Genomic DNA, 23,052 nt, shown 5'->3' on the forward strand with positions numbered 1-23,052 from the left:
GGTTCACATGTCCATTTACAACTTGCGAATGTTCACACTGACGGGAGTCATCCTGCTCTCAGCAACTGGCATGGCCAACGCCGCCAGCAATAGTTCAGCGCAGTCCACCAGTAGAGAGCAGCAGAGCGCCTTGCTAGACAGCCAATCGCAATCGAGCGACGAGATGCTGGCACGAGATTGGAACCTCAGCCCTCAAGAATGGCAGCGCTATCAAACGCTGATGCAGAGTTCACGAGGTGTGTATTCCCCCGGGCTGGATCCCCTGACTGCGTTGGGTATCGAAGCCCGCAATGATGAAGAGCGCCGGCGGTATGCAGAGCTCCAGGTCAAAGCCGAGGCGCAGCGCACGGCAAAAGAATTGGCTTATCAACGCGCATATGACGATGCCTTTAAACGCCTCTATCCCAATCTGATGCCCATCGCCAGTTCGGCATCCCAAGGGGCGACCGCGAGCCCTGCTAACCAGGGCAATGGCCGATTGGCAGTGTTCGTCAAGGACGATTGCCCGGAGTGCTCAGTTCGGGTTAAGGCCCTTCAAGCTCAGAAGCAGCCTTTTGATGTTTACATGGTGGGTAGCCAGAACGACGATGAGCGAATTCGCAACTGGGCGATTGTCTCGGGGATCGACCCTGCGAATGTCAGATCCCGGCAAATCACCCTCAACCATGACGGTGGACGTTGGCTTGGCCTGAGCTTGGGTGGCGAGTTACCGGCCGTTGTGCGAGAGGTGAATGGGCAATGGCTGCGTCAGTGACGTGGGCAGGCCTTGCCCTGCTGTGCTTCGCGTTGACAAGCCATGCAGCCGAGCTTCCCCCACCGGCTTATCAGTTGGCTGCCCACGCCGCGAACATTCCGTCGGAAGTGCTCTACTCGGTGGCACTGCAGGAAAGTGGGACGCCACTGCGGGGCCAACTGGTCCCGTGGCCTTGGACGCTGAACGTTGCCGGCGCTAGTTATCGTTTTGCAACCCGTGCCGATGCCTGCACCGCACTTATCATCGCACTCGCGCAGGCGGGTCCCAAGCGGGTCGACGTCGGATTAGGTCAGGTCAACATGGGCTGGAACGGCCAGAGATTTAAATCAAGCAATCCGTGCGACGCGCTGAATCCCTACAAGAACCTCGATGTAGCTGCACAGATGCTCGCCGAACTGCGCGCGCTTGGCGGTGACTGGATCACCGTAGCCGGACGCTATCACCGGCCTGCCGGCGGCGCTCCAGCCGCCAATTACCGCAAGGCCTTTGCCAAACATCTCAGCCGGGTAACCGGCATCCAAATGCTGGTGACCAATCCATGACCCGATCAGTGATCCTCGGCGCAGCGCTCTGCCTGCCATTTATGATCTGCCAAGCTGCAGAGCTCACCGTGGTTGAAGACAAAGGTGGTGACTCAGCGCTGCCTTACTATCGATCTCTCAATCCCGAGCCGTCCTCTTCTGTCTCAAATGACCTGACCTCGCAACTGGATCCTGTAGCAGCACAGGGCTTGCCGGTACGCACCACTCGAATGACTCCGGGGACAGTTCAGGGCCGAATCATCAACGCGCCAGGCCTGCAGCCTTTGTTCCTGATCGGTGACGATGAAACATCACGCCGATGGCTACAAGAACGCGGTGCGGTGCTGAAGCAGATGCAGGCCGTAGGACTGGTGGTCAACGTGGCCACACAAGAACGACTTGCCGTAGTCAGGAGTTGGTTGCCCGACGCGCTCGTGTCCCCCGCATCAGGTGACGAGCTTTCTCAACGACTCGGCCTGAATCACTATCCGGTGTTGATCACCCCAACCGCCATCGAGCAATAGGAGGTCGGGTTATGGCTCAGGATTACGCCATTGAATCACTTCTCAGACCCGCCGTAGAGCTGTACACCGTGTACGTGTGCGCTGCAGGTGCATTCCTGTGCGTGTTCGCTCCCTGGGCGTTTGCGCTTACTCCGCTGTTCGGCATCGTGACCTCCGCGGGCTTTCTCGCTTTGGGCTTAGTGCGTCTGAAACAAGCTTGGCAGGTGCTGCGCTATCGTCGAAACATCCGTCGACTGCCTCATTACACGATGACCAGTAAAGAAGTGCCGGTGAGCAATCAACGTCTGTTCATCGGTCTTGGCTTTCGCTGGCAGCAGCGCCATACCCAGCGGCTGATGGACACTTACCTGCCGAAGTACTCCAGCTACGTTGAAGCCACCCCACTGTTCCGCGCAGCGCGTCGTTTTGAGGAAAGAGCGGAGTTTGCTCCATACCCTGTCCGACTTCTGGCCAGAGCCACATCATGGGACGTGCCCATCAATCCTGTGCGACCTCTGCCACCCGTCGGGGGCTTGCCACGGCTGCACGGCATCGAGCCATACGAGGAGAACGTCTCCCTTCCTTTGGGCGAGCGAGTAGGCCATTCGATTGTTCTGGGCACAACCCGTGTCGGAAAAACGCGCCTGGCTGAGTTGTTCATCACTCAGGACATTCGGCGGAAAAAGCACGGCCAGCACGAGGTCGTCATCGTCTTTGATCCGAAGGGCGATGCAGATTTGCTCAAGCGCATGTATCTCGAAGCCAAACGCGCCGGCCGCCTGAACGAATTTTATGTGTTCCACCTGGGCTGGCCAGATCACTCGGCACGCTACAACGCCGTTGGGCGTTTTGGGCGGATTTCGGAGGTGGCCACTAGGATCGCTGGGCAACTCTCCGGGGAAGGTAACTCAGCAGCATTCCGTGAATTCGCCTGGCGTTTCGTGAACATCATCGCAAGAGCCCTCGTCGCGCTGGGCCGTCGACCTGACTACCTGCAGATCCAGCAGCACGTGATCAACATTGAAGGGATCTTCCAGGAGTATGCCTCTAAATACTTTGATGAATATGATCCAAAGGCTTGGGAGGCGATCGTCGCTATTGAGGGCAAGCTCAACGAAAAAAACGTACCGTTCAACATGAAGGGCCGGCCGTTCCGTGTGGTGGCCATCGATCAATACCTGTCTCAGACGCGCGTGGCAGATCCAGTGATGGATGGACTGCGCAGCGCGGTCCGCTACGACAAGACCTATTTCGACAAGATCGTCGCCTCGCTGCTGCCACTGCTTGAGAAGCTGACAACAGGCCGCATGGCGGAACTGATCTCGCCGGACTATCAGGACGTGAACGATCCTCGACCGATCTTTGATTGGATGCAGGTGGTCCGCAAAAAGGCCGTGGTCTATATCGGCCTGGACGCTTTGTCGGACACGGAGGTCGCCGCTGCCGTCGGCAACTCGATGTTCTCCGACCTGGTCTCGGTCGCAGGCCATATCTACAAGTTCGGCGTCGACGACGGACTACCGGGCGGCGTCCCTGGCACCAAGGTGCCTATCAACCTCCACGCCGATGAGTTCAACGAGCTGATGGGTGAAGAATTCATTCCGATGATCAACAAGGGCGGCGGTGCCGGCATGCAGGTGACTGCGTACACCCAGACCATGAGCGATATCGAAGCAAAGATCGGCAACAAAGCCAAGGCCGGCCAGGTGATCGGCAACTTCAACAACGTGTTCATGCTGCGCGTCCGCGAAACGTCCACCGCCGAGCTGCTGACAAACCAGTTGCCCAAGGTTCAGGTTTTCACGTCCACTCCGGCCAGCTCGGCGAATGACAGTGCAACGGGCAACACCGCGTTCACGTCCTCCAGTCATGACCAGGTGCAACAGGTCAGCGTGCCAATGATTGAGCCAGCGCATGTCGTCGGCCTGCCCAAGGGCCAATGCTTTGCGCTCATGGAAGGCGGCAATCTGTGGAAAGTCAGAATGCCTTTGCCTGGGCATGATCCTGATGAGGTGATGCCGGCAGATCTGCAAGCCTTGGCGGAAAGCATGCGTCAGACCTATCAGGTGGGCAAGGTCGACGACACGGGTTGGTGGTCAGCGCCTGGTTATCAGACGCTCAACGAGTCCCTGCCTGCAGATCTGCTCGACGACTTCAAAAAAATCGCTGTTGCACCTGAGGATGCGGCATGACTCTCGGCGGGTTGAGCGATCGGCAAGGGGGCATCTGATATGGCTGACGTTGCCGATCGCGCGAAACAGCAACAAGACCACGAACAGTCGTTCATAGGATCTCTCTTCACCCTGCCCTTCCGATTCGCGGCAGTAATGTTCCTCTCTCTGGGGGGAGCCATTATCGTCGAATGGATCTGCATGTACTTTTTCTGGCCGGAGGCCGGTTGGCAGCATGCTCGTGCAATGCTCGATCATGAACTCAGCTGGCTCTCCAAGGGGTTCCTGCAGAGTGTGGTTGTTCAAGAGCCAGGCCGAACGGCGACATGGCTGGTTCAAACCACATATGACTGGCTGGTGGTCAAGACTGGGCTTCAGGACTGGGTTCAACACACCTCTGATTATGCTGCGACAGGACAACGATCACGCGGTTTCGATATGCGCTACATGCTCGGCGTGGGAGTCAGCAAGTTTCAGGATTACGGCCTTGCGGCGCTCTACACGACACTGGTGTTTTGCGTGCGTCTGGTGATCCTGACCCTCGCAATCCCGTTATTTGTGATGACGGCATTTGTTGGTTTTGTGGACGGGCTGGTGCGCAGAGACTTGCGGCGGTTCGGTGCCGGCCGCGAGTCCAGCTACCTCTATCACAAAGCTCGAGCAACGATGGTGCCGCTGGTGATAGTCCCCTGGAGCCTTTACCTGGCTTTGCCATTCAGCGTGAGCCCTTTGCTAGTGCTCCTGCCATGCGCGGCACTGCTCGGCCTGGCGGTCAGCATTACGGCGTCCAGCTTCAAAAAATACCTTTAGGTGCCCTCCATGCAATGGACAGAAGAACAACTGCCAGCTATTCACTCCTTCGCAAAGAAGCTACTGGTCCAGGCGTTTGCCGGTACCGGGAAGACAACGACACTCGTCGGTTACGCCACGCATAACTCGTCGGTCAAAATGCTGTACCTCTGCTACAACAAAGCCGTTGAGATCGCGGCAAAGAATCGTTTTCCACGCAATGTGACCTGCAAAACAGCTCACGGCCTCGCCTACGCTGTCTATGGCAGCCAGTACAAACACAAGCAGGCTGGCAATCTGCGTTTGACCGACATCGCGAGGACGATCAATACCCAAGATTGGGAGCTGGCCAAAGATATCGTTTCTACCCTCAATGCCTTCATGGCCAGCAAGGATCTGGAGCTGCTGGAAGACCACTTTGTGCGATTCCAGAGCAACCGCACACTGACCTCGGTCCAGCAGCAGTACATGAGTAAAGCGCTCAACCTGACCAGAGACGTTTGGCAGAAGATGGTCGATATCAACGATCGCTCAGTCCCCATGACGCACGATGGCTATCTGAAGCTGTACCAGATGAGCCAGCCAGATCTGAGCCAGCGTTTCGGTGCGATTTTGCTCGACGAAGGGCAGGACGTGAACCCGGTCATCGCGAATCTGGTCCAGATCCAAACAATAACTCAAGTCACTGTAGGTGATCGGCATCAGCAGCTGTATCGGTTCAGAGGCGCTGTGGATGCTTTAAACAGCCCGGCGATGAAGGGCGCCGAGAAGCACTTCCTGACTCAGAGCTTCAGATTTGGACCGGCTGTTGCCTACGTGGCCAACGTCATCCTTTCCTTCAAGGGTGAAAAGATCCCCCTGCAAGGCCTGGGACAGCCGACGTTGGTGAAACGAACCTTACCGGACGATCTCCCTCACCGCACCTACCTGCACCGTACTGTGAGCGGTGTGATCGAGAACGCGCTGCGCCTGGTCAACCAAAACCACCGCATGCAGTGGATCGGAGGGATCGACAGCTATTCCTTGCGCGATCTGGAGGACCTGTTCTATTTCAGCAGGCAAATGAATGACCAGGTCCAGCAGCGCAAATTGCTGACCGACTATGCCGATTACGACCAGTATGTCGTGATCGCGAAGGCCACGCAGGATCCTGAGATGCTGCGCTCGATCAAAATCATCGAAAACTATGCGGATCTGCCCCAACGAATCGAACAGCTGCGTGCTGCATCTGTCACGTCAGAGCTCGATGCAACCGTGACCCTTACCACTGCGCACAGAGCCAAAGGTCTGGAGTGGGACTTCGTTGGACTTTATGACGACTTTTCTGCTGATCCGCTTTCCCCTGACATCGACGCCGGCAAACGTGATGATGAGCTGAACCTTCTGTACGTAGCTGTCACACGAGCCATGAAGATTCTGGCCGTCAACTCGCTGGTGATCGACATCATGCAGCGCTTCAAAGACAACCGATCCGTAATCGCGGCCACTGCGTGAGGCTGACCCATGACCACTTTTGAATACACCCAGACCTTCGTCCCACTCCCCTACAAAACCGTTACCAGCGGCGTGCTGATGTTCAAGTCGACGGACGACACTACCGAACCGGACATCCACGGATATTTGAGCAACCCTGAAACACTGGCCGTCCTGAATCGCCACGGCAGAGAAGGATGGGAGCTGGTGAGCGTTCAGCAGATCAATCGTGGCCATGAACAAATTGGCAACCAAAACGCACAGGGCTGGGCGTTCGGTTACGCGATCAGCACTGGATTTTTGTTCTTCTTCAAACGCAGCACCGCATCTTTAACTTCATTGGACAAACCCCCTCAGACCTAAAAAGGGTTTCGTACTGATTCCATCCGGGCCGATGGTCATGCTGTGGGCATAGATTCCTACAGCTTCCAAGGCCCGCGACGTGAAAATCAAACTCCCCGCGATCAAACCAGCGTTTTCAAGCATGCAGATCTGCCTGTCTGCAGTCCTCATATGCACACCGCTGCTTTCCTCGCATGCCCGAGCAGCCGGTACGGCTTCCGAGCAAGCCAATGTGGAAGTCATGATTCGCCAGCTCAATGCGCTAGAGGCCGTTGCGCAGCGCAGCGCTGACCTGCCAAGTGAATCGGCTCAGCGCTATCACCTGGATTACTCCAGGTTAGTCAGCGACATAGCTCGCATCCGCCAGGGCCTGCAGGACTACCTGTCGCCCTCCCGAGCTCAGCCCCGCGACCCCGTGGAGCTATCAGGCCATTACAACGTCAGCGGTGAACACACGCCATGACGATGTCCTCCACCCAAATCAGTGCATTTCAGGCCGCTGCCGGCTTTTCACCGGCCAACAGCAACACGCTGTGGACGGGGATCGCTATGGGCATCCTCACGTTATGGGGTGTCTGGGTCTTCCTAAGCATTTATCGGGGGTGGGCGACCCAAAACCTAGACCGAATGGTTGCTGCTGCCTCCGCAGCTCGCTGGGCAGTGCTGTTCATGATCATGACCTTCATGTTGTTGAGTTGATTTTTTCCAAGGAGATAAAGATGACGCTGCATTCATTGTTCACTCAGGCACGTGCCTTTTTGAAACGCCGGCCTTTTTCGGCCCTGCTGATAGCCGCCACCCCCGGCAGTAGTTTTGCGGCCCTACCGGGTGCACAAGCCCCCACGCGCGGCACTGGGACCAGCTTCCTGCAGACCTTCCAAAACTATGCCTACGACGGCTTCATGCTACTGGGTCTATGTTTGTGCGCGTTCGGCATCGTTCTGGTGGGGCGACATGCGCTGGGCGTCTACCACGAAATCCACATGGGCAAGGCCAAATGGGCTGACTTGGGCAGTACCGCCGTCGTCGGTGTTTGCCTGATTGGCGTCACGATCTACCTGGTCACCACCGCTACCAACATCCTTTAAGTCGCAGAGGCTCCCATGACTGAGCTCCAGCAAGATCAGCATGAAGACGGCACCCTGCGTTTTCTGCCCAGTCGCTTGAATAACCAGCCCGTGGTGATTGGTGGTCTTACGGCTGATGAGATGTGGGCAACCGTATTCGGCTGCAGCGGCATAGGCTTTGTAATTGGTCTGCCGCTGGCCTTCATCATCACACCATCAATGCCCGTGGTGTGCGCCCTGGTAGGAGGAGTATTGGGACTGCTCATCGCATCTCGGGTCTTGCGACGCCTCAAACGCGGTAGACCGGAGACATGGATCTACCGCAGGGTCCAGCTCCAGACGGCAATGCTCGGCCCGACCTCATTCAACAAAGCCAACCTGGTCCTTCGATCAGGCAACTGGACTTGCCGCCGGAGCGAGCAACAATGAGCCGTTTCTTGAAGTTGGCCGACTCCCAGCGTGCCCACATCAACAGCTTGAGGATAGCGATTGTCTTGATCGCGCTGGTGGCAGCAGGCCTTGGTTTCGGCTGGTGGAGTGCGCCGAAACAATTGACCGTTCATGTTCCGCCAGATCTGCGGTCTGGAAGCACGCGAATGTGGTGGGATGTCCCTCCCCAATCTGTATACACATTCGGCCTGTACATCTTTCAGCAGATGAATCGGTGGCCGGTCGACGGCGAGCAGGATTACCAAGCAAATATCACCCGTCTGGATGCTTACATCACGCCATCTTGCAAGCATTACCTGCAGAGTGATTTTGAACTGCGCAGGTCTAGCGGTGAGCTACGCAAGCGCGTCCGGGGTGTGTATGAAATTCCAGGTCGAGGCTATGGAGATTCGCCAGAAATCAGGACGGTGACCAACTCTATCGATGATTGGACTGTCACGCTCGATATCACAGCAGACGAGTATTACGGCGGGCAGTTGGTCAAGCGTGCCCTCGCGAGATATCCGCTCCACGTTGTACGGATGGACGTCGACCCCGAAACCAACCCCTTCGGTTTGGCCTGGGACTGCTACAACGGCGCACCACAACGCATCGAGGGCAATGTTGAAGCTCCCGCAACTCCGTCGAAAGGAGTCTTCAAATGAGTGTTCTGCGAGTAATCACATGCTCGACATTACTGGCGGTGTTGGCTGGCAACGCCCAGGTCGCCTCGGCGGTCGAGATTCTCCGCTGGGAGCGATTGCCGCTGGCCATTCCTCTGCGCATCAATCAGGAACGCATCGTCTTCGTTGATCAGAATGTTCGTGTTGGACTCCCGCGCTCGCTGACTGAAAAGCTGCGGGTGCAGAGTACGGGCGGCGCGATCTACCTGTTTGCGAAGGAAGCGATTGAGCCCACACGGCTCCAGCTGCAGAACGCAAAGACCGGCGAGATCATTCTGGTCGACATCGCTGCTACAGAGGCCCCTACGGGCCAACCAGCGCTTGAGCCAGTGAAGATTGTGGAAGGTGAAACAACATCCGCACGCTATGGAGGGGCTGCTACAGCACGCTCAGCCAAAGCCACTACGAAGAGCACGGACTCAACCAACCGTTCAAGCGATGAAGACGATGAACCAGAGGAAGTGGTCAAGCGAGAAACGCCCATCCCAGTCGTCCTCACCCGCTATGCAGCCCAGATGCTCTATGCGCCGTTGCGCACCGTTGAGCCTGTAGACGGCATCGCCCAGGTGAAGGTTGAGCGCAGCCTTGATCTGGGGACCTTGCTTCCCACTCTACCTGTGAAGTCCACCCCCTTAGGCGCATGGCGTCTGGATGATTTTTGGGTGACTGCTGTGAAGCTGCAGAATCAGACGGCGCAGCGCATCACGCTTGACCCTCGCGAGCTCATGGGTGAATTCGTCACTGCAGCGTTTCAACATCCTTACCTTGGATCACGCGGCGATGCCAGTGACACCACGACCTTGTACCTGGTCACGCGGGGACACGGGCTGACACAGGCGGCCGTATTCTCGGCGACCCAAGCAGACCCGCGTGCAGCGCAAGGAGCGAAGCATGAAAGGTAATCCGCTGCTCAAGTACCTGGTGATTCCATTCCTCCTGATTGTGATTTTCGTCGGCATCAAATCACTGGGAAGTGCCCCCGCACCAAGTACCGAAACCCCTGCTCCAAAACTGACGGCTGAGCAAGCCAAAGCTCTTGGTGTGGAAGGCGACACGCCGAGCGACACGCTGCGCACGGTCGTCGCAGAAGGACGCGAGCTCAAGCAACAGATCACAGACGTCATTGCGCAGAACAATGCCTACAAGCAGGACAACGAGACGCTCAAACAGCGACTGGCAAACGTTGACCAAAACGTCGAACAGCGCCTTAAAAACGCCCAGGAGCAGTTCAAGCTGGATAGTCAGCAGCAACAGCAGAGCGTGCTGGAGGGCTTGCGCAAACAGATGGATGAACTGACCCGAATGGGACAAAACAGTAATTCCAATTCGGACCTACCGATTGGTTTGGGTGTTCAGCCTGGTGATGGCCAACAGTTCAAATCGGAAACAAGCGGTTCAGACATCGTGTGGATCGATCCACAGGACGCGACGGCCCTGGACAGCAACGGTAAACCGATCACTGCCGGCAATAGCGTCCCAGCCAGCGCCTACAGCTTTCCTACAGCCTTCGGCGAGTCCGTAGACCGAGGCCAGAAAGCGCTCACGACAGGCGCTCAGTCCGTCCGCGATGACATGGGTGGGCAGCAACAGGAGCGTAAGAAGGTACGACGTGCCTACACCCTGCCTCAAAACTCGACGTTGATGGGGTCGGTGGCCATGTCCGCGTTGATCGGCCGGGTTCCTGTTGATGGGACGGTTAATGACCCCTACCCGTTCAAGGTGTTGATCGGTCCGGACAACCTGACTGCCAATGGCATCGACCTTCCAGACGTAGCCGGTGCCGTGGCAAGCGGTACGGCGTCCGGCGACTGGACACTCTCATGCGTGCGTGGGCAGATCAAAAGTCTGACCTTCGTGTTTACCGACGGCACTGTCCGCACGTTGCCGGCACCGGTTCAGGGTGGGAATCAACAGAACAACAACCAGAACAACTCTGGAGACCAACAACCCATCCAGGGTGGTCTGGGCTGGATAAGTGATCCATACGGTATTCCCTGTATTGCGGGCGAGCGACGCAGCAATGCTCAGCAGTACATCGGCTCACAAGCCCTCATTACCGCAGCCGGTGCTGGAGCAGCATCGTTGATCAAGACCGAGGGAAGCACCTCCTCTTACGTCTCGAACGCTTCTGGGACGCTTGGTAGCACCGGTTTGTCTGGTAACGAAGCGATGGGAAAGATCCTGACCCAAGGAGTCACGGATGTTTCGAGCTGGGTTAACAAACTCTACGGACAAGCGTTCGCGGCCATTTATGTCCTGCCTGGTGCGCAAGTCTCACTGCACATCGACCAAGAGCTGGAAATTGACTACGAACTCAAAGGCCGCAAGGTCAAGTACGCCTCAGGAGCGAACCATGCCAATGCCAACCTGGATTGATCACTTGGGGTCAGCGCGCAGCGCGCTGTTGTATTGCGTTCTCACGGCGGGCTTGCTGGCTGGATGCTCGACAAACAAAGAGCAAATGCTGCCGCATGGTCAAAACACCATGATGGACGTCTGGAACCAAGGCACGACCGGTTCGGCCGGGAGCGCTAGTGGCCGGCAGTTGCTCGATGCGCGCTCGGAGTTGCGCCGTCCAATCGATGTACGTGCTACCCAGCCCTTGCAGGACAGCGCGGCCTACACCCGTACCGCTCAAAACGAGATCTACAGCCAGTTCAAGCGACTGCCCAATCCGGATCTGGTCATGTACGTGTTTCCACACCTTGCGGGGTCCGATCCAGCACCAGTCCCTGGCTACACCACTGTGTTCCCTCTCTATCAGCGTGTGCAGTACGCCATGCCTGGCGAGCGGGTCGAGGACTACTGATGACTTTTTTTCAACGGCTCAAAAGCCGCGCGTCCCTCAATTCAGCTACGCAGACGGATATAGCGGGCGACCCTCTGCTGAGCGAACCTTCAGCGGTCGAACTTGAACAGCCTGAGGATGATCTGGTTGAGGATTTGAAAGCTTCAGATCAAAACGATGTGGATGCTGCCCTTGAACGTTACCTGAAGCGACTGGAGGATCAGGGCATACCCGCGCCAGGCGATTGGAGAAACCCGAAGCAGAAGCCTGCCACAGTTGGCGACGTCGCCGCGCTGTACGACGTCAAGCCGAGCTTTGTCGACCTCCTTCCATGGATTGAGTACCTGCCAGCTGAGCAAGCGATGCTGCTTGAGGATGGCAAATCCTTGGCAGCATTCTTCGAACTGACTCCGATCGGCACTGAAGGCCGTGATCCCGAATGGCTTCGCAAGGTGCGCGATGCCTTGGAGAACGCGCTGCAAAACAGTTTTGACGAGCTCGATACCTCACCTTGGGTTGTACAGTTCTACGCGAAGGACGAAACCAGCTGGGATGACTACCTTCGGAACCTGCGTGAATACATCCGACCACAGGCTAAAGGCAGCCCGTTCTCGGAGCTGTACCTGGATCTTTTCAAACATCACCTCGATGCAATCGCCAAACCTGGTGGGCTTTTTGAAGACACCACAGTTTCAAAATTGCCTTGGCGTGGCCAGCAGCGCCGCGTGCGGGTTGTCGTGTATCGCCGGGTAGTCGGTGATGCAGCGTTCCGTGGCCAAACCCCTGCCATGCACCTGGACAACATTTGTCAGCGTTTCACAGGAGGTCTGGCCAACGCCGGCATTAAAAGCAAACGGATGGACGGCTACGACATCCGACATTGGCTCCTGCAGTGGTTCAACCCTCACCCCGATCACCTGGGAACGACGCTCAAAGACTTTGATCGCTTCTTTCAACTGGTGAACAAACGCACAGAGGATGCCGGCGAGGATCTCCCACTGGTCACTGGCGACGACTTCGCCCAGGGACTCTTTTATCGAGAGCCAAAATCCGACAGTCAAAAAGGCTTGTGGTACTTCGATGGCCAGCCTCACAGAGTCATCATGCTGGATCGGCTGCGCGAAGCCCCGAAGACCGGCCACCTGACTGGCGAAACACGTAAAGGCGGTGATGCCTTGCATGCCCTGTTCGACAAGTTGCCTGAGGACACTGTGTTGGCCATCACCCTGGTCATCACCCCTCAGGACGTGCTGGAGGCTCATCTTGAAAAGCTGGCACGCAAGTCGGTGGGTGACAATCAAGCTTCACTACTGACCCGCGAAGCGGTAAACGATGCCAGGAAACTGATCGGTCGTGAGCACAAGCTGTACCGAGGCAGCATCGCCTTTTACCTCAAGGGAAATGACGAAGCACAGCTCACCGCGCGCAGCATGCAATTGACCAACGCATTGCTGGGTGCCGGTATGGAACCCGTAGCATCTGACGACGAGGTGGCCCCGCTCAACAGCTACCTGCGTTGGCTTCCCGGGAACTTCGACGTCAATCAAAAGCGAGCCATGGACTGGTACGTGCAGATGATGCTCGCCCAGCATGTTGCAAACCTGTGCCCTGTGTGGGGTCGTTCCAGTGGTACCGGGCATCCTGGCATCACGCTATTCAACCGTGGTGGGGCTCCACTGACATTTGATCCATTCAACAAGCTGGATCGTCAGATGAATGCCCACATGTTTCTGTTCGGCCCCACAGGGGCAGGTAAGTCTGCCACGTTGAATAACCTGCTCAACCAGCTCATTGCGGTTTACGCACCGCGCCTGTTCATCGTCGAGGCGGGTAACAGTTTCGGCCTCTTAGGGGATTTCGCGAAAAAGCTTGGGTTGACGGTCAACAGGATCAAGCTGGCCCCGAACTCGGGCGTTAGCCTGGCTCCGTTCGCCGACGCTATTCGATTGGCAAACACCCCGAGCCAGGTCAAGACCTTGGACGCTGATGACCTAGAAAGCTCTGACGAGGACATGAATGCCAAGCCCGATGAGGACGATGATGAACGGGATGTCCTCGGCGAGATGGAAATCGTAGCTCGCTTGATGATCACCGGCGGTGAGGAAAAAGAGGAAGCTCGGCTCACCCGGGCTGACCGCAGCGTAATCCGACAGTGCATCCTTGCAGCGGCCAGAATTTGTTCCGACGCCGATCGCACCGTCCTGACGGAAGATGTCCGCAATGCGTTGCGCGCGGCCGGTGAAGACACCTCCATTCCTGAGGGGAGACGCAATCGCATGCTTGAAATGGCCGAAGCCATGGACATGTTTTGCATGGGCGCCGACGGGGAGATGTTCAACCGTACTGGTACGCCTTGGCCTGAGGCAGATCTGACCATCGTCGACCTGGCCACCTACGCACGTGAGGGCTACAACGCCCAGTTGTCGATCGCTTACATCTCACTGATCAACACCGTGAACAACATAGCGGAGCGTGATCAGTACAAGGGCCGTCCTCTGGTCAACGTGACAGACGAAGGCCACATCATTACCAAAAACCCCCTCCTCGCCCCTTACATTATGAAGATCACCAAAATGTGGCGAAAGCTCGGGGCCTGGTTCTGGCTGGCAACACAGAACATGGATGACTTTCCTCCCTCAACTGCACCAATGCTCAACATGATCGAGTGGTGGATCTGCTTGAACATGCCGCCTGACGAAGTGGAAAAGATCTCCCGTTTCCGTGAGCTAACACCTGCCCAGAAGGGCTTGATGCTGTCAGCACGCAAAGAAAGCGGTAAATACACCGAAGGCGTGGTTCTTTCGAAATCGATGGAAGTCCTGTTTCGCGCTGTTCCGCCGAGCCTGTACCTGGCATTGGCCATGACCGAGCCGGAAGAGAAAAAACAGCGCTACGACCTGATGCAGTCCATGGGTGTCGACGAGTTGGGAGCTGCCCTGGAAGTAGCTGCAGATCTAGACCGGAAAAGAGGTATTGAACCCCTGAACATTACATTCCCAACACCCCGTGCATTGGAGAACCTGGCATGAGAGCCATGGATGCCCTGACTCAAAATCTGATCGACAGTCTTACCCAAATACTTCAGTGCCCGCAGGAAGACTCCCTGCTCGCATTGAAGATCTGCGCGCCGGTACTGATCGAGCACCTACAAGTCGTCAAACATGTAGCAGTAGATCGCAGGGAGATTCAGTCCCAGCTGCACAAAGCACTGGATCAGTGGCTTGAGCATCACCCTCAGCCTGAAAGCGCCCAGAAAGCTCTTCTGACGCTGCTGGATCAGGAGCTGCTGGCAAAACAGCTTCTCGACAAAGAGGCCTCCGCATGAAGAAGCGACCGTCGCGCCGGCAAATCCTCTACTGCATCGGTGCGGTCGCCTTGGCTTTCTCACCTTTTCTGCTGACCAAGGTGATGCAGAATAAGCCTGGCGTCACAGGTGACCCCGTGGCGCAGGCAGCCGATCAGAGGAGACATAGTGGCGGATGGGTTTACGGGAGCCGTGGCGCCCGTTTCACCATCGTCGAATATGCAGATCTAGAATGCCCTTACTGCAAGGATTACTTCCCACACCTCAAAGCCTGGGTTGATCAGCATCCAGACGTCAATCTTCAATGGCATCATCTGCCCCTACCGATGCATGAGCCTGCAGCGAGCTATGAGGCTCGGTGGGCTGAGTGCGCGGGGATTGAGAGAGGCAATGGGGCTTTTTGGCTCGCAGTCGAGCTCATTTATCAGCGTACTCGGTCGAACGGTGCTGGAACTGTTGGCAATCCGCAGATCCCTGGGCTTGAAGATCGACAGCACTTCATTGATAACTGCGCTGCGAGTAACCCGTCTGTGCAGCAGGCCGTCATTAGCCAGGCTCACAAGGCGAGCCAGGACGGCATCACAGCCACCCCTACGCTGGTCATTAAGGACAACCAATCTGGTCGCTCGATCAAGCTGCAGGGAGCACCTGACGGTGACGTGCTGCTCTCCGCAATAGACTGGCTGGCCAGCGCGAGGGATAGATAAATGAATCCAGCCTTTGAACAAGCTCTGCAAGCGCGCTTGCTTTGGCTCCAGGTCCGTAGCTATGGCTCACTTGGCTTTCATCAGATGGCGAGGGATGCTGCCCACAAGGCGTACTGGCTCGTCGAAGAGCTTGCTATGACGCAAGCGCGCTGCGAGATTCCGTTCGCGACGTCCGCATATCCATACGGTGCAAAATGTCCCATCATTCTCAGCGACGTTCCCAGACTCGCGGACCTCTATGAGCAGGCTTGGAGCCACGAAGCAGGGGTTATTGAGGAGGAGCGCGAAGAGGCTGCAGAACAACTCAGAAGGGAGCAGTCGAAGGCCTATGCCATCAAGTGTATCGAGCGTAACGACTGGAAAGCGCTGGACCTTCCATCGCCCGAACACCTATCAGAGGAGTTGTACGCAGGTAGACCGATGCGAGTCGATGGCCACTTCCTGGACTATGAGGACGGTATTGTATGGATGGACAATCCATATGGCGTCGAGGGGTGCTTAGGGGAGGAGCCAACAATTCAACTATGTCGCCAGTTCCTCACCAGGATTGCCAAGGGTGGCATGTACGGTCCAGAGCCTTAGACAGTTCAACGTTAGCTACAAACCATAGTGGCCAAAATAGCCACTTTCCTTGTAAAAGCAGGAGGCCAATTAGATGCAGGACGCGTCTTCCTCCGGCAGAATCGTGTTGACACAACTGGCGAACTTGTAAGAACCTGGATCAGTAACTTCAGCTTCAAACCCGTAATGAGGGCTACCTATTCGTGGCCTCGACGCAGCTAGCTGCGTGAACATCCCCAAAGCTCGCAAAGCAACCGGAAGCGCGAGCGGCCAACTGACGTTGGTGGCTGCACACTCCTTACTTCAACTACCCAATGGGAATCCTCCCATTGGGCCGGGTTCCCTTTTCGAGAACCCTACATGAATACCTTCTCACTGCTCATCACCCCTAAAATAGGGGAGGCCCGCGGCGTCCCACGTATTTGGCTTGAGGGCCAAAAGCTTTTAAATGCCGGCATCGAAATTGGAACTCGTTTTTCACTCATCCGCCCAGAAGGACAGACCAGGCTGGAACTCGTGCCAGCCACATCACCAGAGCTCAACACAGGCGATGTCACGGTCTCCAGGCGGGTTAAAAATGGAATCACGACGCCTCTCATCGAGATCCGGACAGCCCTCCTCAGAAGCTTGTTCAAAACCGCAGAGAAAGTCCGAGTTGTCATTCGTTTGGGAAGGATCGTCATCACCCCCCTCGACAATGACAAGAGGATTGAAGAGCGCCTGGCGCGAATGAAGCGCAAGCTCGATGCACAAGAACCACTGGCGGTATGCAGTCTGTTTCACGGTGGAGGCGTACTGGATCGAGCGATACACGCCGGCCTGACGCGTTCAGGAATTGATACGTTTGTCAGGATTGGTATTGAGGTTGAAGATCAGTACCTGGACGCCAGCCTGCGCAACAACCCGATGCTTTGGCGAGACACTTCATTCGCAATCTGTGCGGATGTTCGGGACGTGCAACGCGGCTCGGGCACCCCGGAATGTGATTTGGTTGTTGCGGGCATTCCTTGTACTGGAGCCTCCCGTGCAGGCAAGGCCAAAAATAAACTCAACTCAGCCGAACAACATCCATCCGCAGGCTCGCTATTCATAGACTTTCTGGACTTTGTCCGGTACTCCAACCCAGTCGTGGCAATTGTCGAAAACGTACCTGATTACCAAACCAGCACTTCGATGGAAGTGATCAGATCTGTGTTGAAGTCTTTGGGCTACAGGCTGTTCGAGTGCATCCTCGACGGTGCCGTGTTCGGGGCTTTCGAAAACAGGTCCAGGATGGCTTTGGTTGCATACACGGATGGGGCTTTTGAGCCTTTGAGACTGGATCAGATCACCCCTCTTCGCACAAAAGAGCGCTCACTCAAGGATCTCATGGACGCTGTGCCAGAAACAGATGAAAGCTGGAAGTGCTATGACTACTTGGGACGTAAAGAGGAGCGCGACATTGCTAGCGGCAAGGGCTTTCGCAGGCAACTACTGACACCTGAAGCAACCTCATGCGGTTGTATTGGGCGTGGGTACGCGAAGGCAAGATCGACAGAACCGTTTATTCGACACCCAAGAAACCCGGCGCTCAGCAGGCTTCTGACGGTAAGCGAACATGCTCGCGTCAAAACCATACCGGTTGAGATCGTTGAAGGAGTATCCAACACCACAGCCCACGAAATACTGGGCCAATCTGTCATCTATACCGCTTTCGAAGCGATAGCGGCCGCTGTAGGAAAGTTGATAACGAAGCTGCACAGAACTGCCACACCGGCAGGTGTGATGGCGGCTTGAAAACGTCCGGCCTACCTTACGGGTAGCGCCGGACTATCCTTTAAAGGTTTTAGTACCACCCAAGTCGCTTGTGGATTTTCCAAATCGTTACTGAGCATGCAAGGCTACTTACAGCGCAGATCGCCACGAATACGATCTCCGGAGTCCCTCTACTGTCCCAGCCGGTCAATGCGCTAAGCGAGTCATACCCCAATGCTACTGTACCGGCCACGACAGCAGCCGTGCCCCCCAAAATTAGCACTAAATAAAGCAGAATCGTTTTCATCGCATCACCCTACTGTTCGTCCAGGTCAGCCGCCACCCAGCCTTTTGCACCATTATATTCATCACCTCCAGAGGCGATGAAAATGTGGCCAGTTTCATCCACTGCGAATACACCTGGGCGCTCATGGCTCGCGTCACGCAATGAATCCTTCCAACCGTACACAGTTCCTTGCCAGATCATCACAATGCCGCCACGGTGATCCTGGTTGATCTTTCGCCACCTATTGGCAGTTGCGCGCAAGGCTTCACAGAGATTGGTCATGCCTGAATTTCCTGTTCGGATAGGACCTGGCGGCAATAGGCGGTCCAGATTACTTACTTTGCACCACCATCCCACTTTGAAACGGCCACTTTCAATTCTGCATCAAGCATTTCGCATTGCTCATTACCCAGCAAATTCTCTGCCTGCAAAGCGCCTATCCAACCCTGAGCCTCAGCCGCAACGTGGAACATCACCTCACGGTCGCCAGCTATGGCCACCTGCTCGATGCGCTGACGGGCCCGCTCCAAGATTTGGGCAATCGGGTCATTGTCTTTCATCGTCTATTTTCCGCTCTGAGTGGGGCTATCTACAGCCGAATCATTGAATCGACTACCTACAAGCTCGGCGAACCGAGCCTGTTAGGCAGCTCTGCCTATCATATCAATGACTTTTCACGCAGCGCTTCAAAGACCTCGCGCACAAGGGCTGCCATCATCAGAACAAATCCCAAGAGCAGAGCAATAATAAATGCCCCGCTGTAGGCCAGATCTGCAGTGCGCTGCCCTGCCTCTCCAAGACCTATTGAAGCCAAAACCGCAATCAATTGAGCCACTGCTAATTTCATAAGACGTTCCTTGTGTCTTTTTGGTGAAAAGTCGTGTGTTTCTACTGGCCAAGCCCCGCACGAAGCGAGGCTTGGAGTGAAGCTGAGCGGCAACCAGGCCGGCGGTAGGCACTGGGTGTCCTATGCAACTGCGTGCCCAGCAACAACAGTGCAGTGGTCAAGGGATACAGCACCCGAAACATCCTCCACCATGATAACCGGCTCGCAGCACATGACGTATGCCTTGCCGCGAGTTTTGGTCTTGATCTTTTCACCAGAGCCCAACAGCTCCTCGTAGAATACGGCCACCCCTTCAGGGTGTGTGGTGTTCCAGTCGTGGCACTGGGCCTTAGCAGCGGTTTCCTGCTCACGCAGGGTCATGCTTTTGCGTTTCGGTAGAGGCATCGGGTCAGCCCTTCAAGGAATTGGATGCCAAAGGGGCATCCTTCTACGGCCTCTGCCCCGCTTTTGAGGGCAGGGCTAGTGGTATACATGGGCGATATTTGCTCAAAGAATGAAGGGCTCGTTATTGCCCCATTCCTGAAAGTAATGCTGGAAGGTCTTGCGGTCAGTACCGATGTAGCCCAACTTCACGCCCGGCCAGCGTGCATGAGCAACTTCAAATGCCACTTCCAGCGATAGGTGACAGAGTATGTGCTCTAGTGCAGGACGCTTGACTTTATGCGGCTTGGAACTCACTTGCTGCCCCCAGTGATTCGATTGGATGAGGGCACATTACCGTATTCGGAAATACTCTGAAAGCTTTTTATTTCCGTTATCGGTAATACTTTGATGCATCCTCAAGACGTCCACTCATGACCTGCAACGCTGCAGCCTTCCGAGACAGCAAGCTCTGATTCACGCCAGTCTGTTGGATTGCATCGCGCTGTGACAGGCCGTCGACGAAATGCGCACGCAGCGCTGCCTCAAGCATCTTCCCTCTGATTCCGGTAAACGACAGCAGAACGTCGAAGTGCTGAGACGTGACCTTGCCTGGGATCAACCCTGACTCTTTGAGCTGTGACATCGAAACTCCAGACACACGGTGGACCAGGAACTTTACCGTAATCGGAAATCTTAAGCACGGCGATTGCGGAGGATTCTGGACCTATACGCGACTTCCAACATCTACCTTAACCTTACAGGCACGCTAGCAATGCTGTTTCCCTCAACCACTACCGCGCCTGCTGCTTGATGGCGGCCGCATGGCCCTAGCAGACGCCATCAAACCCCAACCGTCTCGATAACGGTTTCCTACTGACGACAGTTCATTAATCGCGTTTTCTGTACCTGACACCACCTGCAGGTACTGCCTAATGTCCCCCTCCAGCCCCTATCGCTTCAGATGCAAGAACAGCATGACCTTCCTGATCTTGATTGCGGCCGTACAGGTCCCCTTCTCGAACGCGGAGACGTGGATCGTTACTGACCGGAACCATCCAGTCCAGGCACCGGCACATGTCCGGCTGATCCTACTGGACGAATCAGAACGGCTTGAGGCCAAGCTCTCTGAAGGACTGCCGGCGAATCAGCAACAAGCCATCTCAATCATGCAGCAACGCCTCAAGAGCAGCGATGCGCAGCGCTTGCAACGAGATCTGGCATTGGCTCAACAAGACCTCGTAGACGCCTGGAGCATGGGGGTAACGAAGGTGCCTGCAGTGGTGGTCGACCGCAAGTTTGTTGTGTACGGGGGAACCAACGCTACAACGGCTGAAAATCGCATTGCCCAGTGGCGCGCCGCCGCCAATCATCAGAATGCATCTGGCCAGGGAGACGCCCCGCGATGAACCTGCGAAAGCCTCCAGCGTGGGCAGCCTTGGCCTTCTCGATCTCAACCTGGCCAGCAGCAGCGGGCACCGTGACATCTGCCACCCTGGTCGCCTCAACCCTGTCGCCTGACTGCCTAGAGTACAAGGTGGTCGGAATCTGCTACTGGCTGCTCTGCACCCCGTTTGGATGCAAGGTAAAGACGTCGACCAAGGTTCGTCACTTCGTCCCAGACGCTGTCGTCTCAAGCTACTCGAATACCGGTGAGAACCCGTGGGTTGAGGTCTCTTCGTTAAGCTCATCAACTTCGTTCGCCCAGGATGGCGGTGACGGAACCACCAATCACAACAACGAAGATAGCCTGGCTAAATTCAAAAACGCTGACGTCATAGGCCACCCCGGAGGAGCAACATTCAGTAAGTTTGCCAGCGCCTCGGGTTATGCCTGTCAGGGCGCTGCCACGCCCTACATGCCCTACCTGCTGAGCACTTTGGACACCGTCGCCTGGCGTTACGGCGTTCCAGAATCAGTGTATCCAGAAGCACTGATTCCCGGCCGTCGAGAGGTGGGTGGTCTGACGTCGGGGGACATGTGGGGAAGCGTCTACCCTCGCAGTGGTTTTATCCATCAAGCCGACGATTACAAGGCGGCATCCGTGATCGCGCAGCGTGCTGGTGACGTGGTTACTCGCAGCGGCCAGGTTCATGTTTATCAACCGCTTCTGGCACAGCCCCAGCCAGGCTACTGGCCTGCAGGAGAATTGATCGAGACCGACGCCACCACCGGTAAGTGGCAAGAGCTGACGCCGACCCTCAGTCAAAGCTGCGCGGTATTTCCAAACTCCCAGCCCCGTGTGCAGGCAACCGATGGTGGTTACGCCTGGGCGTTATGGCGCCCGTATTCCTGCTGCAAGCGGGAAGGACAAACCTTTCTTGGCAGTACGGACTTTCAATGATGATCAAGAGGACTTCAACTATGCGCCGCGCTGCCTTTCTGACTATTGCATTCATGAGCACCCTGACAGCCCATAGTGCTTTCGCCGAAATCCCGGGAATCAGTGCAAGCTCATCGGGCAGCGTGATCGGTGACGACGTGCTCTACAGCGTTGGAGGCGGCAACGCTGTGACGATGGGTACGGCGGGGAATATGGATAGCATCAGCATCGGCGGTGGTTGGAACAGCAACCTGGTCTGCGGAAACATGAGCATGAACAACACGCTCCAGAATCAGTTGAATGGAGCAACTTCCGGATTTCAGACGATCATGGGGTCGATGATCTCAAACGCTACCAGCGCCGTGTCGTCACTACCAGGCCTGATTATCCAGCGGGCTAATCCGGCTTTGTACAACCTGCTCACCAACGGCATTCTGCAGGGTCGTCTTGACTTCGACCGCTCCAAAGGCACTTGCCGTGCCATTGCTGACAAGATGCTCGATGTCGCCGGAGGACAGATGGGCTGGAACAAGATCGCCGAGGGCCAGGCTATGAGTCAGGCGGTGAAGAACGGGAACACAGATGCTGTCTCAGCCGTTGCACAGGTCGAAAAGCAGGGAGGGAATGACGGCATTACGTGGCTCGGAGGGAATAAGGCTGGCGGATCTGGCCAGCAACCTATCAAGGTCGTAGGCGACGTTACCCGAGCGGGGTACAACTTGCTGAACGGACGCGGCGCTGCCGATACATCGTCCATTAGTCCTTCGGCCTGCAACAACGGCATGGTGTGTTCCACCTGGTCCTCGCCTCAGGCAGCTACCACGTTCGCCAACCGGGTACTTGGAGAGCAACAACAACGCACTTGTGAGGATTGCACCAAAACAACCTCCACTGCCGGCGTTGGGCTCACACCTCTCATACAGGAGTCCTACGACTCCAAGCTCAAGGCGCTGCAGGAATTGATCTCAGGCAGCAAGGCCCTCACTTCAGAAAACCTGACTGCAGCGAGCAGCGATTCTCTGCCTGTTACCCGTGGTGTGGTCGAGGCACTCAGGACTGAGCATGACCAGGATATCCTCGCTAAACGTCTTGCTTCAGAGGTCGCGTTATCTGAGGTTCTCGGCAAAGCGTTACTGCTTCAGCGCACCATGTTTACCGGCAGCAAAGAGCCGAACATTGCTGCCAACGATGTGGCCCTGCAGGCGGTCAGTCAGCAGAACAGCAGCCTGCAACAGGAAATTGATAACCTGAAGACCGAGCTGGATATGCGTCGCAACCTGGCCAGCAACTCACCGACAGCCATTCTACAGAGGGCTCAGAGCCGGAAGGACAGTTCCAAGGGCATCTTTCAAGGCGATCCAACCCCCGACCGCCTAGAGCAGCTGCAGAACCCTGCGAAAGGTAACTGAT

29 protein-coding genes are annotated in these 23,052 nt (G+C 56.2%); 23 read left to right on the top strand and 6 right to left on the bottom strand.

Going from position 1 to position 23,052, the window contains the following annotated elements; all coding sequences use genetic code 11:
* Positions 1–7: 7 nt before the first annotated feature.
* The 20 genes from BLR16_RS25410 to BLR16_RS25510 all read left to right on the top strand — a co-directional run bounded on the left by BLR16_RS25410 (position 8) and on the right by BLR16_RS25510 (position 17,868).
* Complete coding sequence (locus BLR16_RS25410; RefSeq protein ID WP_092194563.1) at positions 8–754, top strand: TIGR03759 family integrating conjugative element protein; 747 nt, start codon at positions 8–10, stop codon at positions 752–754.
* Entirely contained in the window at positions 739–1,296 is a 558-nt protein-coding gene (locus BLR16_RS25415; protein ID WP_016567471.1) for a lysozyme family protein, read from the top strand. The genes BLR16_RS25410 and BLR16_RS25415 overlap by 16 nt, the downstream gene beginning before the upstream one ends.
* Positions 1,293–1,799: an integrating conjugative element protein gene (locus BLR16_RS25420; RefSeq protein ID WP_003435734.1), complete on the top strand. Its 507-nt coding sequence runs from the start codon at positions 1,293–1,295 to the stop codon at positions 1,797–1,799. The genes BLR16_RS25415 and BLR16_RS25420 overlap by 4 nt, the downstream gene beginning before the upstream one ends.
* Positions 1,800–1,810: 11 nt before the next feature.
* Positions 1,811–3,970 (top strand): type IV conjugative transfer system coupling protein TraD, encoded by a 2,160-nt coding sequence (gene traD / locus BLR16_RS25425; protein WP_092194565.1) that lies wholly within the window; start codon positions 1,811–1,813, stop codon positions 3,968–3,970.
* A gap of 39 nt (positions 3,971–4,009) precedes the next feature.
* Positions 4,010–4,759: a TIGR03747 family integrating conjugative element membrane protein gene (locus BLR16_RS25430; RefSeq protein WP_003317503.1), complete on the top strand. Its 750-nt coding sequence runs from the start codon at positions 4,010–4,012 to the stop codon at positions 4,757–4,759.
* A gap of 9 nt (positions 4,760–4,768) precedes the next feature.
* Positions 4,769–6,232, top strand: a complete 1,464-nt coding sequence (locus BLR16_RS25435) for a UvrD-helicase domain-containing protein (protein WP_092194567.1) — start codon at positions 4,769–4,771, stop codon at positions 6,230–6,232.
* A 9-nt stretch (positions 6,233–6,241) separates the two neighbouring features.
* Positions 6,242–6,574 (top strand): DUF4177 domain-containing protein, encoded by a 333-nt coding sequence (locus BLR16_RS25440; protein WP_060400885.1) that lies wholly within the window; start codon positions 6,242–6,244, stop codon positions 6,572–6,574.
* 79 nt (positions 6,575–6,653) lie between these two features.
* On the top strand, positions 6,654–7,016 hold the full coding sequence (locus BLR16_RS25450) for an integrative conjugative element protein, RAQPRD family (protein WP_003435727.1): 363 nt from the start codon (positions 6,654–6,656) through the stop codon (positions 7,014–7,016).
* Positions 7,013–7,252 (top strand): TIGR03758 family integrating conjugative element protein, encoded by a 240-nt coding sequence (locus BLR16_RS25455; RefSeq protein ID WP_005895397.1) that lies wholly within the window; start codon positions 7,013–7,015, stop codon positions 7,250–7,252. Before BLR16_RS25450 ends, BLR16_RS25455 begins: the two co-directional genes overlap by 4 nt.
* 20 nt (positions 7,253–7,272) lie before the next feature.
* Positions 7,273–7,641 (top strand): TIGR03745 family integrating conjugative element membrane protein, encoded by a 369-nt coding sequence (locus tag BLR16_RS25460; protein WP_092194569.1) that lies wholly within the window; start codon positions 7,273–7,275, stop codon positions 7,639–7,641.
* A gap of 15 nt (positions 7,642–7,656) precedes the next feature.
* Positions 7,657–8,049: a TIGR03750 family conjugal transfer protein gene (locus BLR16_RS25465; protein ID WP_092194571.1), complete on the top strand. Its 393-nt coding sequence runs from the start codon at positions 7,657–7,659 to the stop codon at positions 8,047–8,049.
* A complete protein-coding gene (locus BLR16_RS25470) occupies positions 8,046–8,714 on the top strand; it encodes a PFL_4703 family integrating conjugative element protein (protein WP_024960171.1) in 669 nt (222 codons plus the stop codon). The genes BLR16_RS25465 and BLR16_RS25470 overlap by 4 nt, the downstream gene beginning before the upstream one ends.
* Positions 8,711–9,634, top strand: a complete 924-nt coding sequence (locus tag BLR16_RS25475) for a TIGR03749 family integrating conjugative element protein (RefSeq protein WP_024662529.1) — start codon at positions 8,711–8,713, stop codon at positions 9,632–9,634. The genes BLR16_RS25470 and BLR16_RS25475 overlap by 4 nt, the downstream gene beginning before the upstream one ends.
* Positions 9,624–11,108, top strand: a complete 1,485-nt coding sequence (locus BLR16_RS25480; RefSeq protein WP_003435716.1) for a TIGR03752 family integrating conjugative element protein — start codon at positions 9,624–9,626, stop codon at positions 11,106–11,108. Before BLR16_RS25475 ends, BLR16_RS25480 begins: the two co-directional genes overlap by 11 nt.
* Entirely contained in the window at positions 11,086–11,541 is a 456-nt protein-coding gene (locus tag BLR16_RS25485) for a TIGR03751 family conjugal transfer lipoprotein (protein ID WP_074321243.1), read from the top strand. Before BLR16_RS25480 ends, BLR16_RS25485 begins: the two co-directional genes overlap by 23 nt.
* On the top strand, positions 11,541–14,549 hold the full coding sequence (locus BLR16_RS25490; RefSeq protein WP_092194573.1) for a conjugative transfer ATPase: 3,009 nt from the start codon (positions 11,541–11,543) through the stop codon (positions 14,547–14,549). Before BLR16_RS25485 ends, BLR16_RS25490 begins: the two co-directional genes overlap by 1 nt.
* Entirely contained in the window at positions 14,546–14,845 is a 300-nt protein-coding gene (locus BLR16_RS25495; protein ID WP_011267019.1) for a hypothetical protein, read from the top strand. The genes BLR16_RS25490 and BLR16_RS25495 overlap by 4 nt, the downstream gene beginning before the upstream one ends.
* On the top strand, positions 14,842–15,531 hold the full coding sequence (locus BLR16_RS25500) for a DsbA family protein (protein WP_092194575.1): 690 nt from the start codon (positions 14,842–14,844) through the stop codon (positions 15,529–15,531). The genes BLR16_RS25495 and BLR16_RS25500 overlap by 4 nt, the downstream gene beginning before the upstream one ends.
* Positions 15,532–16,113 carry a hypothetical protein gene (locus BLR16_RS25505; protein ID WP_092194577.1) on the top strand — a complete coding sequence of 194 codons (582 nt, stop codon included), beginning with the start codon at positions 15,532–15,534 and terminating at the stop codon, positions 16,111–16,113.
* 339 nt (positions 16,114–16,452) lie between these two features.
* Complete coding sequence (locus BLR16_RS25510) at positions 16,453–17,868, top strand: DNA cytosine methyltransferase (protein ID WP_092194579.1); 1,416 nt, start codon at positions 16,453–16,455, stop codon at positions 17,866–17,868.
* A 274-nt stretch (positions 17,869–18,142) separates the two neighbouring features.
* Here BLR16_RS25510 and BLR16_RS25520 read toward each other — a convergent pair whose 3' ends face one another.
* The 6 genes from BLR16_RS25520 to BLR16_RS25545 form a co-directional block, all read right to left on the bottom strand.
* Entirely contained in the window at positions 18,143–18,394 is a 252-nt protein-coding gene (locus tag BLR16_RS25520) for a hypothetical protein (protein WP_161437874.1), read from the bottom strand.
* A gap of 53 nt (positions 18,395–18,447) precedes the next feature.
* On the bottom strand, positions 18,448–18,672 hold the full coding sequence (locus BLR16_RS25525; protein WP_005746406.1) for a hypothetical protein: 225 nt from the start codon (positions 18,670–18,672) through the stop codon (positions 18,448–18,450).
* Between the two features lie 98 nt (positions 18,673–18,770).
* A complete protein-coding gene (locus BLR16_RS25530; RefSeq protein WP_005746405.1) occupies positions 18,771–18,959 on the bottom strand; it encodes a hypothetical protein in 189 nt (62 codons plus the stop codon).
* A gap of 120 nt (positions 18,960–19,079) precedes the next feature.
* The gene (locus tag BLR16_RS25535) at positions 19,080–19,343 is read right to left on the bottom strand and encodes a hypothetical protein (protein ID WP_005746404.1); all 264 of its coding nucleotides are present in this window, start codon (positions 19,341–19,343) and stop codon (positions 19,080–19,082) included.
* 102 nt (positions 19,344–19,445) lie between these two features.
* Positions 19,446–19,637: a hypothetical protein gene (locus BLR16_RS25540; RefSeq protein WP_024662522.1), complete on the bottom strand. Its 192-nt coding sequence runs from the start codon at positions 19,635–19,637 to the stop codon at positions 19,446–19,448.
* A 76-nt stretch (positions 19,638–19,713) separates the two neighbouring features.
* Complete coding sequence (locus BLR16_RS25545) at positions 19,714–19,965, bottom strand: PapB/FocB family fimbrial expression transcriptional regulator (protein ID WP_005783306.1); 252 nt, start codon at positions 19,963–19,965, stop codon at positions 19,714–19,716.
* 331 nt (positions 19,966–20,296) lie between these two features.
* Here BLR16_RS25545 and BLR16_RS25550 point away from each other — a divergent pair, with 331 nt between their 5' ends.
* Genes BLR16_RS25550 through BLR16_RS25560 form a run of 3 tightly spaced genes read left to right on the top strand, consistent with a single transcriptional unit; the run spans position 20,297 to position 23,051 of the window.
* Positions 20,297–20,728, top strand: coding sequence for a TIGR03757 family integrating conjugative element protein (locus BLR16_RS25550; RefSeq protein ID WP_161437875.1), 432 nt, complete (start codon positions 20,297–20,299; stop codon positions 20,726–20,728).
* Positions 20,725–21,663, top strand: a complete 939-nt coding sequence (locus BLR16_RS25555) for a TIGR03756 family integrating conjugative element protein (RefSeq protein WP_024662520.1) — start codon at positions 20,725–20,727, stop codon at positions 21,661–21,663. The genes BLR16_RS25550 and BLR16_RS25555 overlap by 4 nt, the downstream gene beginning before the upstream one ends.
* Complete coding sequence (locus tag BLR16_RS25560) at positions 21,660–23,051, top strand: integrating conjugative element protein (RefSeq protein ID WP_024662519.1); 1,392 nt, start codon at positions 21,660–21,662, stop codon at positions 23,049–23,051. The genes BLR16_RS25555 and BLR16_RS25560 overlap by 4 nt, the downstream gene beginning before the upstream one ends.
* Position 23,052: the final 1 nt, after the last annotated feature.

Source organism: Pseudomonas sp. BS3767 (genome assembly GCF_900099665.1).
Lineage (GTDB): Bacteria > Pseudomonadota > Gammaproteobacteria > Pseudomonadales > Pseudomonadaceae > Aquipseudomonas > Aquipseudomonas cerasi.

Bases quoted from the DNA above. Each gene is read 5' to 3' on its own strand.
- BLR16_RS25410 (WP_092194563.1), top strand. From the start codon at position 8: ATGTCCATTTACAACTTGCGAATGTTCACACTGACGGGAGTCATCCTG.
- BLR16_RS25415 (WP_016567471.1), top strand. From the start codon at position 739: ATGGCTGCGTCAGTGACGTGGGCAGGCCTTGCCCTGCTGTGCTTCGCG.
- BLR16_RS25420 (WP_003435734.1), top strand. From the start codon at position 1,293: ATGACCCGATCAGTGATCCTCGGCGCAGCGCTCTGCCTGCCATTTATG.
- traD (WP_092194565.1), top strand. From the start codon at position 1,811: ATGGCTCAGGATTACGCCATTGAATCACTTCTCAGACCCGCCGTAGAG.
- BLR16_RS25430 (WP_003317503.1), top strand. From the start codon at position 4,010: ATGGCTGACGTTGCCGATCGCGCGAAACAGCAACAAGACCACGAACAG.
- BLR16_RS25435 (WP_092194567.1), top strand. From the start codon at position 4,769: ATGCAATGGACAGAAGAACAACTGCCAGCTATTCACTCCTTCGCAAAG.
- BLR16_RS25440 (WP_060400885.1), top strand. From the start codon at position 6,242: ATGACCACTTTTGAATACACCCAGACCTTCGTCCCACTCCCCTACAAA.
- BLR16_RS25455 (WP_005895397.1), top strand. From the start codon at position 7,013: ATGACGATGTCCTCCACCCAAATCAGTGCATTTCAGGCCGCTGCCGGC.
- BLR16_RS25460 (WP_092194569.1), top strand. From the start codon at position 7,273: ATGACGCTGCATTCATTGTTCACTCAGGCACGTGCCTTTTTGAAACGC.
- BLR16_RS25465 (WP_092194571.1), top strand. From the start codon at position 7,657: ATGACTGAGCTCCAGCAAGATCAGCATGAAGACGGCACCCTGCGTTTT.
- BLR16_RS25470 (WP_024960171.1), top strand. From the start codon at position 8,046: ATGAGCCGTTTCTTGAAGTTGGCCGACTCCCAGCGTGCCCACATCAAC.
- BLR16_RS25475 (WP_024662529.1), top strand. From the start codon at position 8,711: ATGAGTGTTCTGCGAGTAATCACATGCTCGACATTACTGGCGGTGTTG.
- BLR16_RS25480 (WP_003435716.1), top strand. From the start codon at position 9,624: ATGAAAGGTAATCCGCTGCTCAAGTACCTGGTGATTCCATTCCTCCTG.
- BLR16_RS25485 (WP_074321243.1), top strand. From the start codon at position 11,086: ATGCCAATGCCAACCTGGATTGATCACTTGGGGTCAGCGCGCAGCGCG.
- BLR16_RS25490 (WP_092194573.1), top strand. From the start codon at position 11,541: ATGACTTTTTTTCAACGGCTCAAAAGCCGCGCGTCCCTCAATTCAGCT.
- BLR16_RS25495 (WP_011267019.1), top strand. From the start codon at position 14,546: ATGAGAGCCATGGATGCCCTGACTCAAAATCTGATCGACAGTCTTACC.
- BLR16_RS25500 (WP_092194575.1), top strand. From the start codon at position 14,842: ATGAAGAAGCGACCGTCGCGCCGGCAAATCCTCTACTGCATCGGTGCG.
- BLR16_RS25505 (WP_092194577.1), top strand. From the start codon at position 15,532: ATGAATCCAGCCTTTGAACAAGCTCTGCAAGCGCGCTTGCTTTGGCTC.
- BLR16_RS25510 (WP_092194579.1), top strand. From the start codon at position 16,453: ATGAATACCTTCTCACTGCTCATCACCCCTAAAATAGGGGAGGCCCGC.
- BLR16_RS25520 (WP_161437874.1), bottom strand. From the start codon at position 18,394: ATGACCAATCTCTGTGAAGCCTTGCGCGCAACTGCCAATAGGTGGCGA.
- BLR16_RS25525 (WP_005746406.1), bottom strand. From the start codon at position 18,672: ATGAAAGACAATGACCCGATTGCCCAAATCTTGGAGCGGGCCCGTCAG.
- BLR16_RS25530 (WP_005746405.1), bottom strand. From the start codon at position 18,959: ATGAAATTAGCAGTGGCTCAATTGATTGCGGTTTTGGCTTCAATAGGT.
- BLR16_RS25535 (WP_005746404.1), bottom strand. From the start codon at position 19,343: ATGCCTCTACCGAAACGCAAAAGCATGACCCTGCGTGAGCAGGAAACC.
- BLR16_RS25545 (WP_005783306.1), bottom strand. From the start codon at position 19,965: ATGTCACAGCTCAAAGAGTCAGGGTTGATCCCAGGCAAGGTCACGTCT.
- BLR16_RS25550 (WP_161437875.1), top strand. From the start codon at position 20,297: ATGACCTTCCTGATCTTGATTGCGGCCGTACAGGTCCCCTTCTCGAAC.
- BLR16_RS25555 (WP_024662520.1), top strand. From the start codon at position 20,725: ATGAACCTGCGAAAGCCTCCAGCGTGGGCAGCCTTGGCCTTCTCGATC.
- BLR16_RS25560 (WP_024662519.1), top strand. From the start codon at position 21,660: ATGATGATCAAGAGGACTTCAACTATGCGCCGCGCTGCCTTTCTGACT.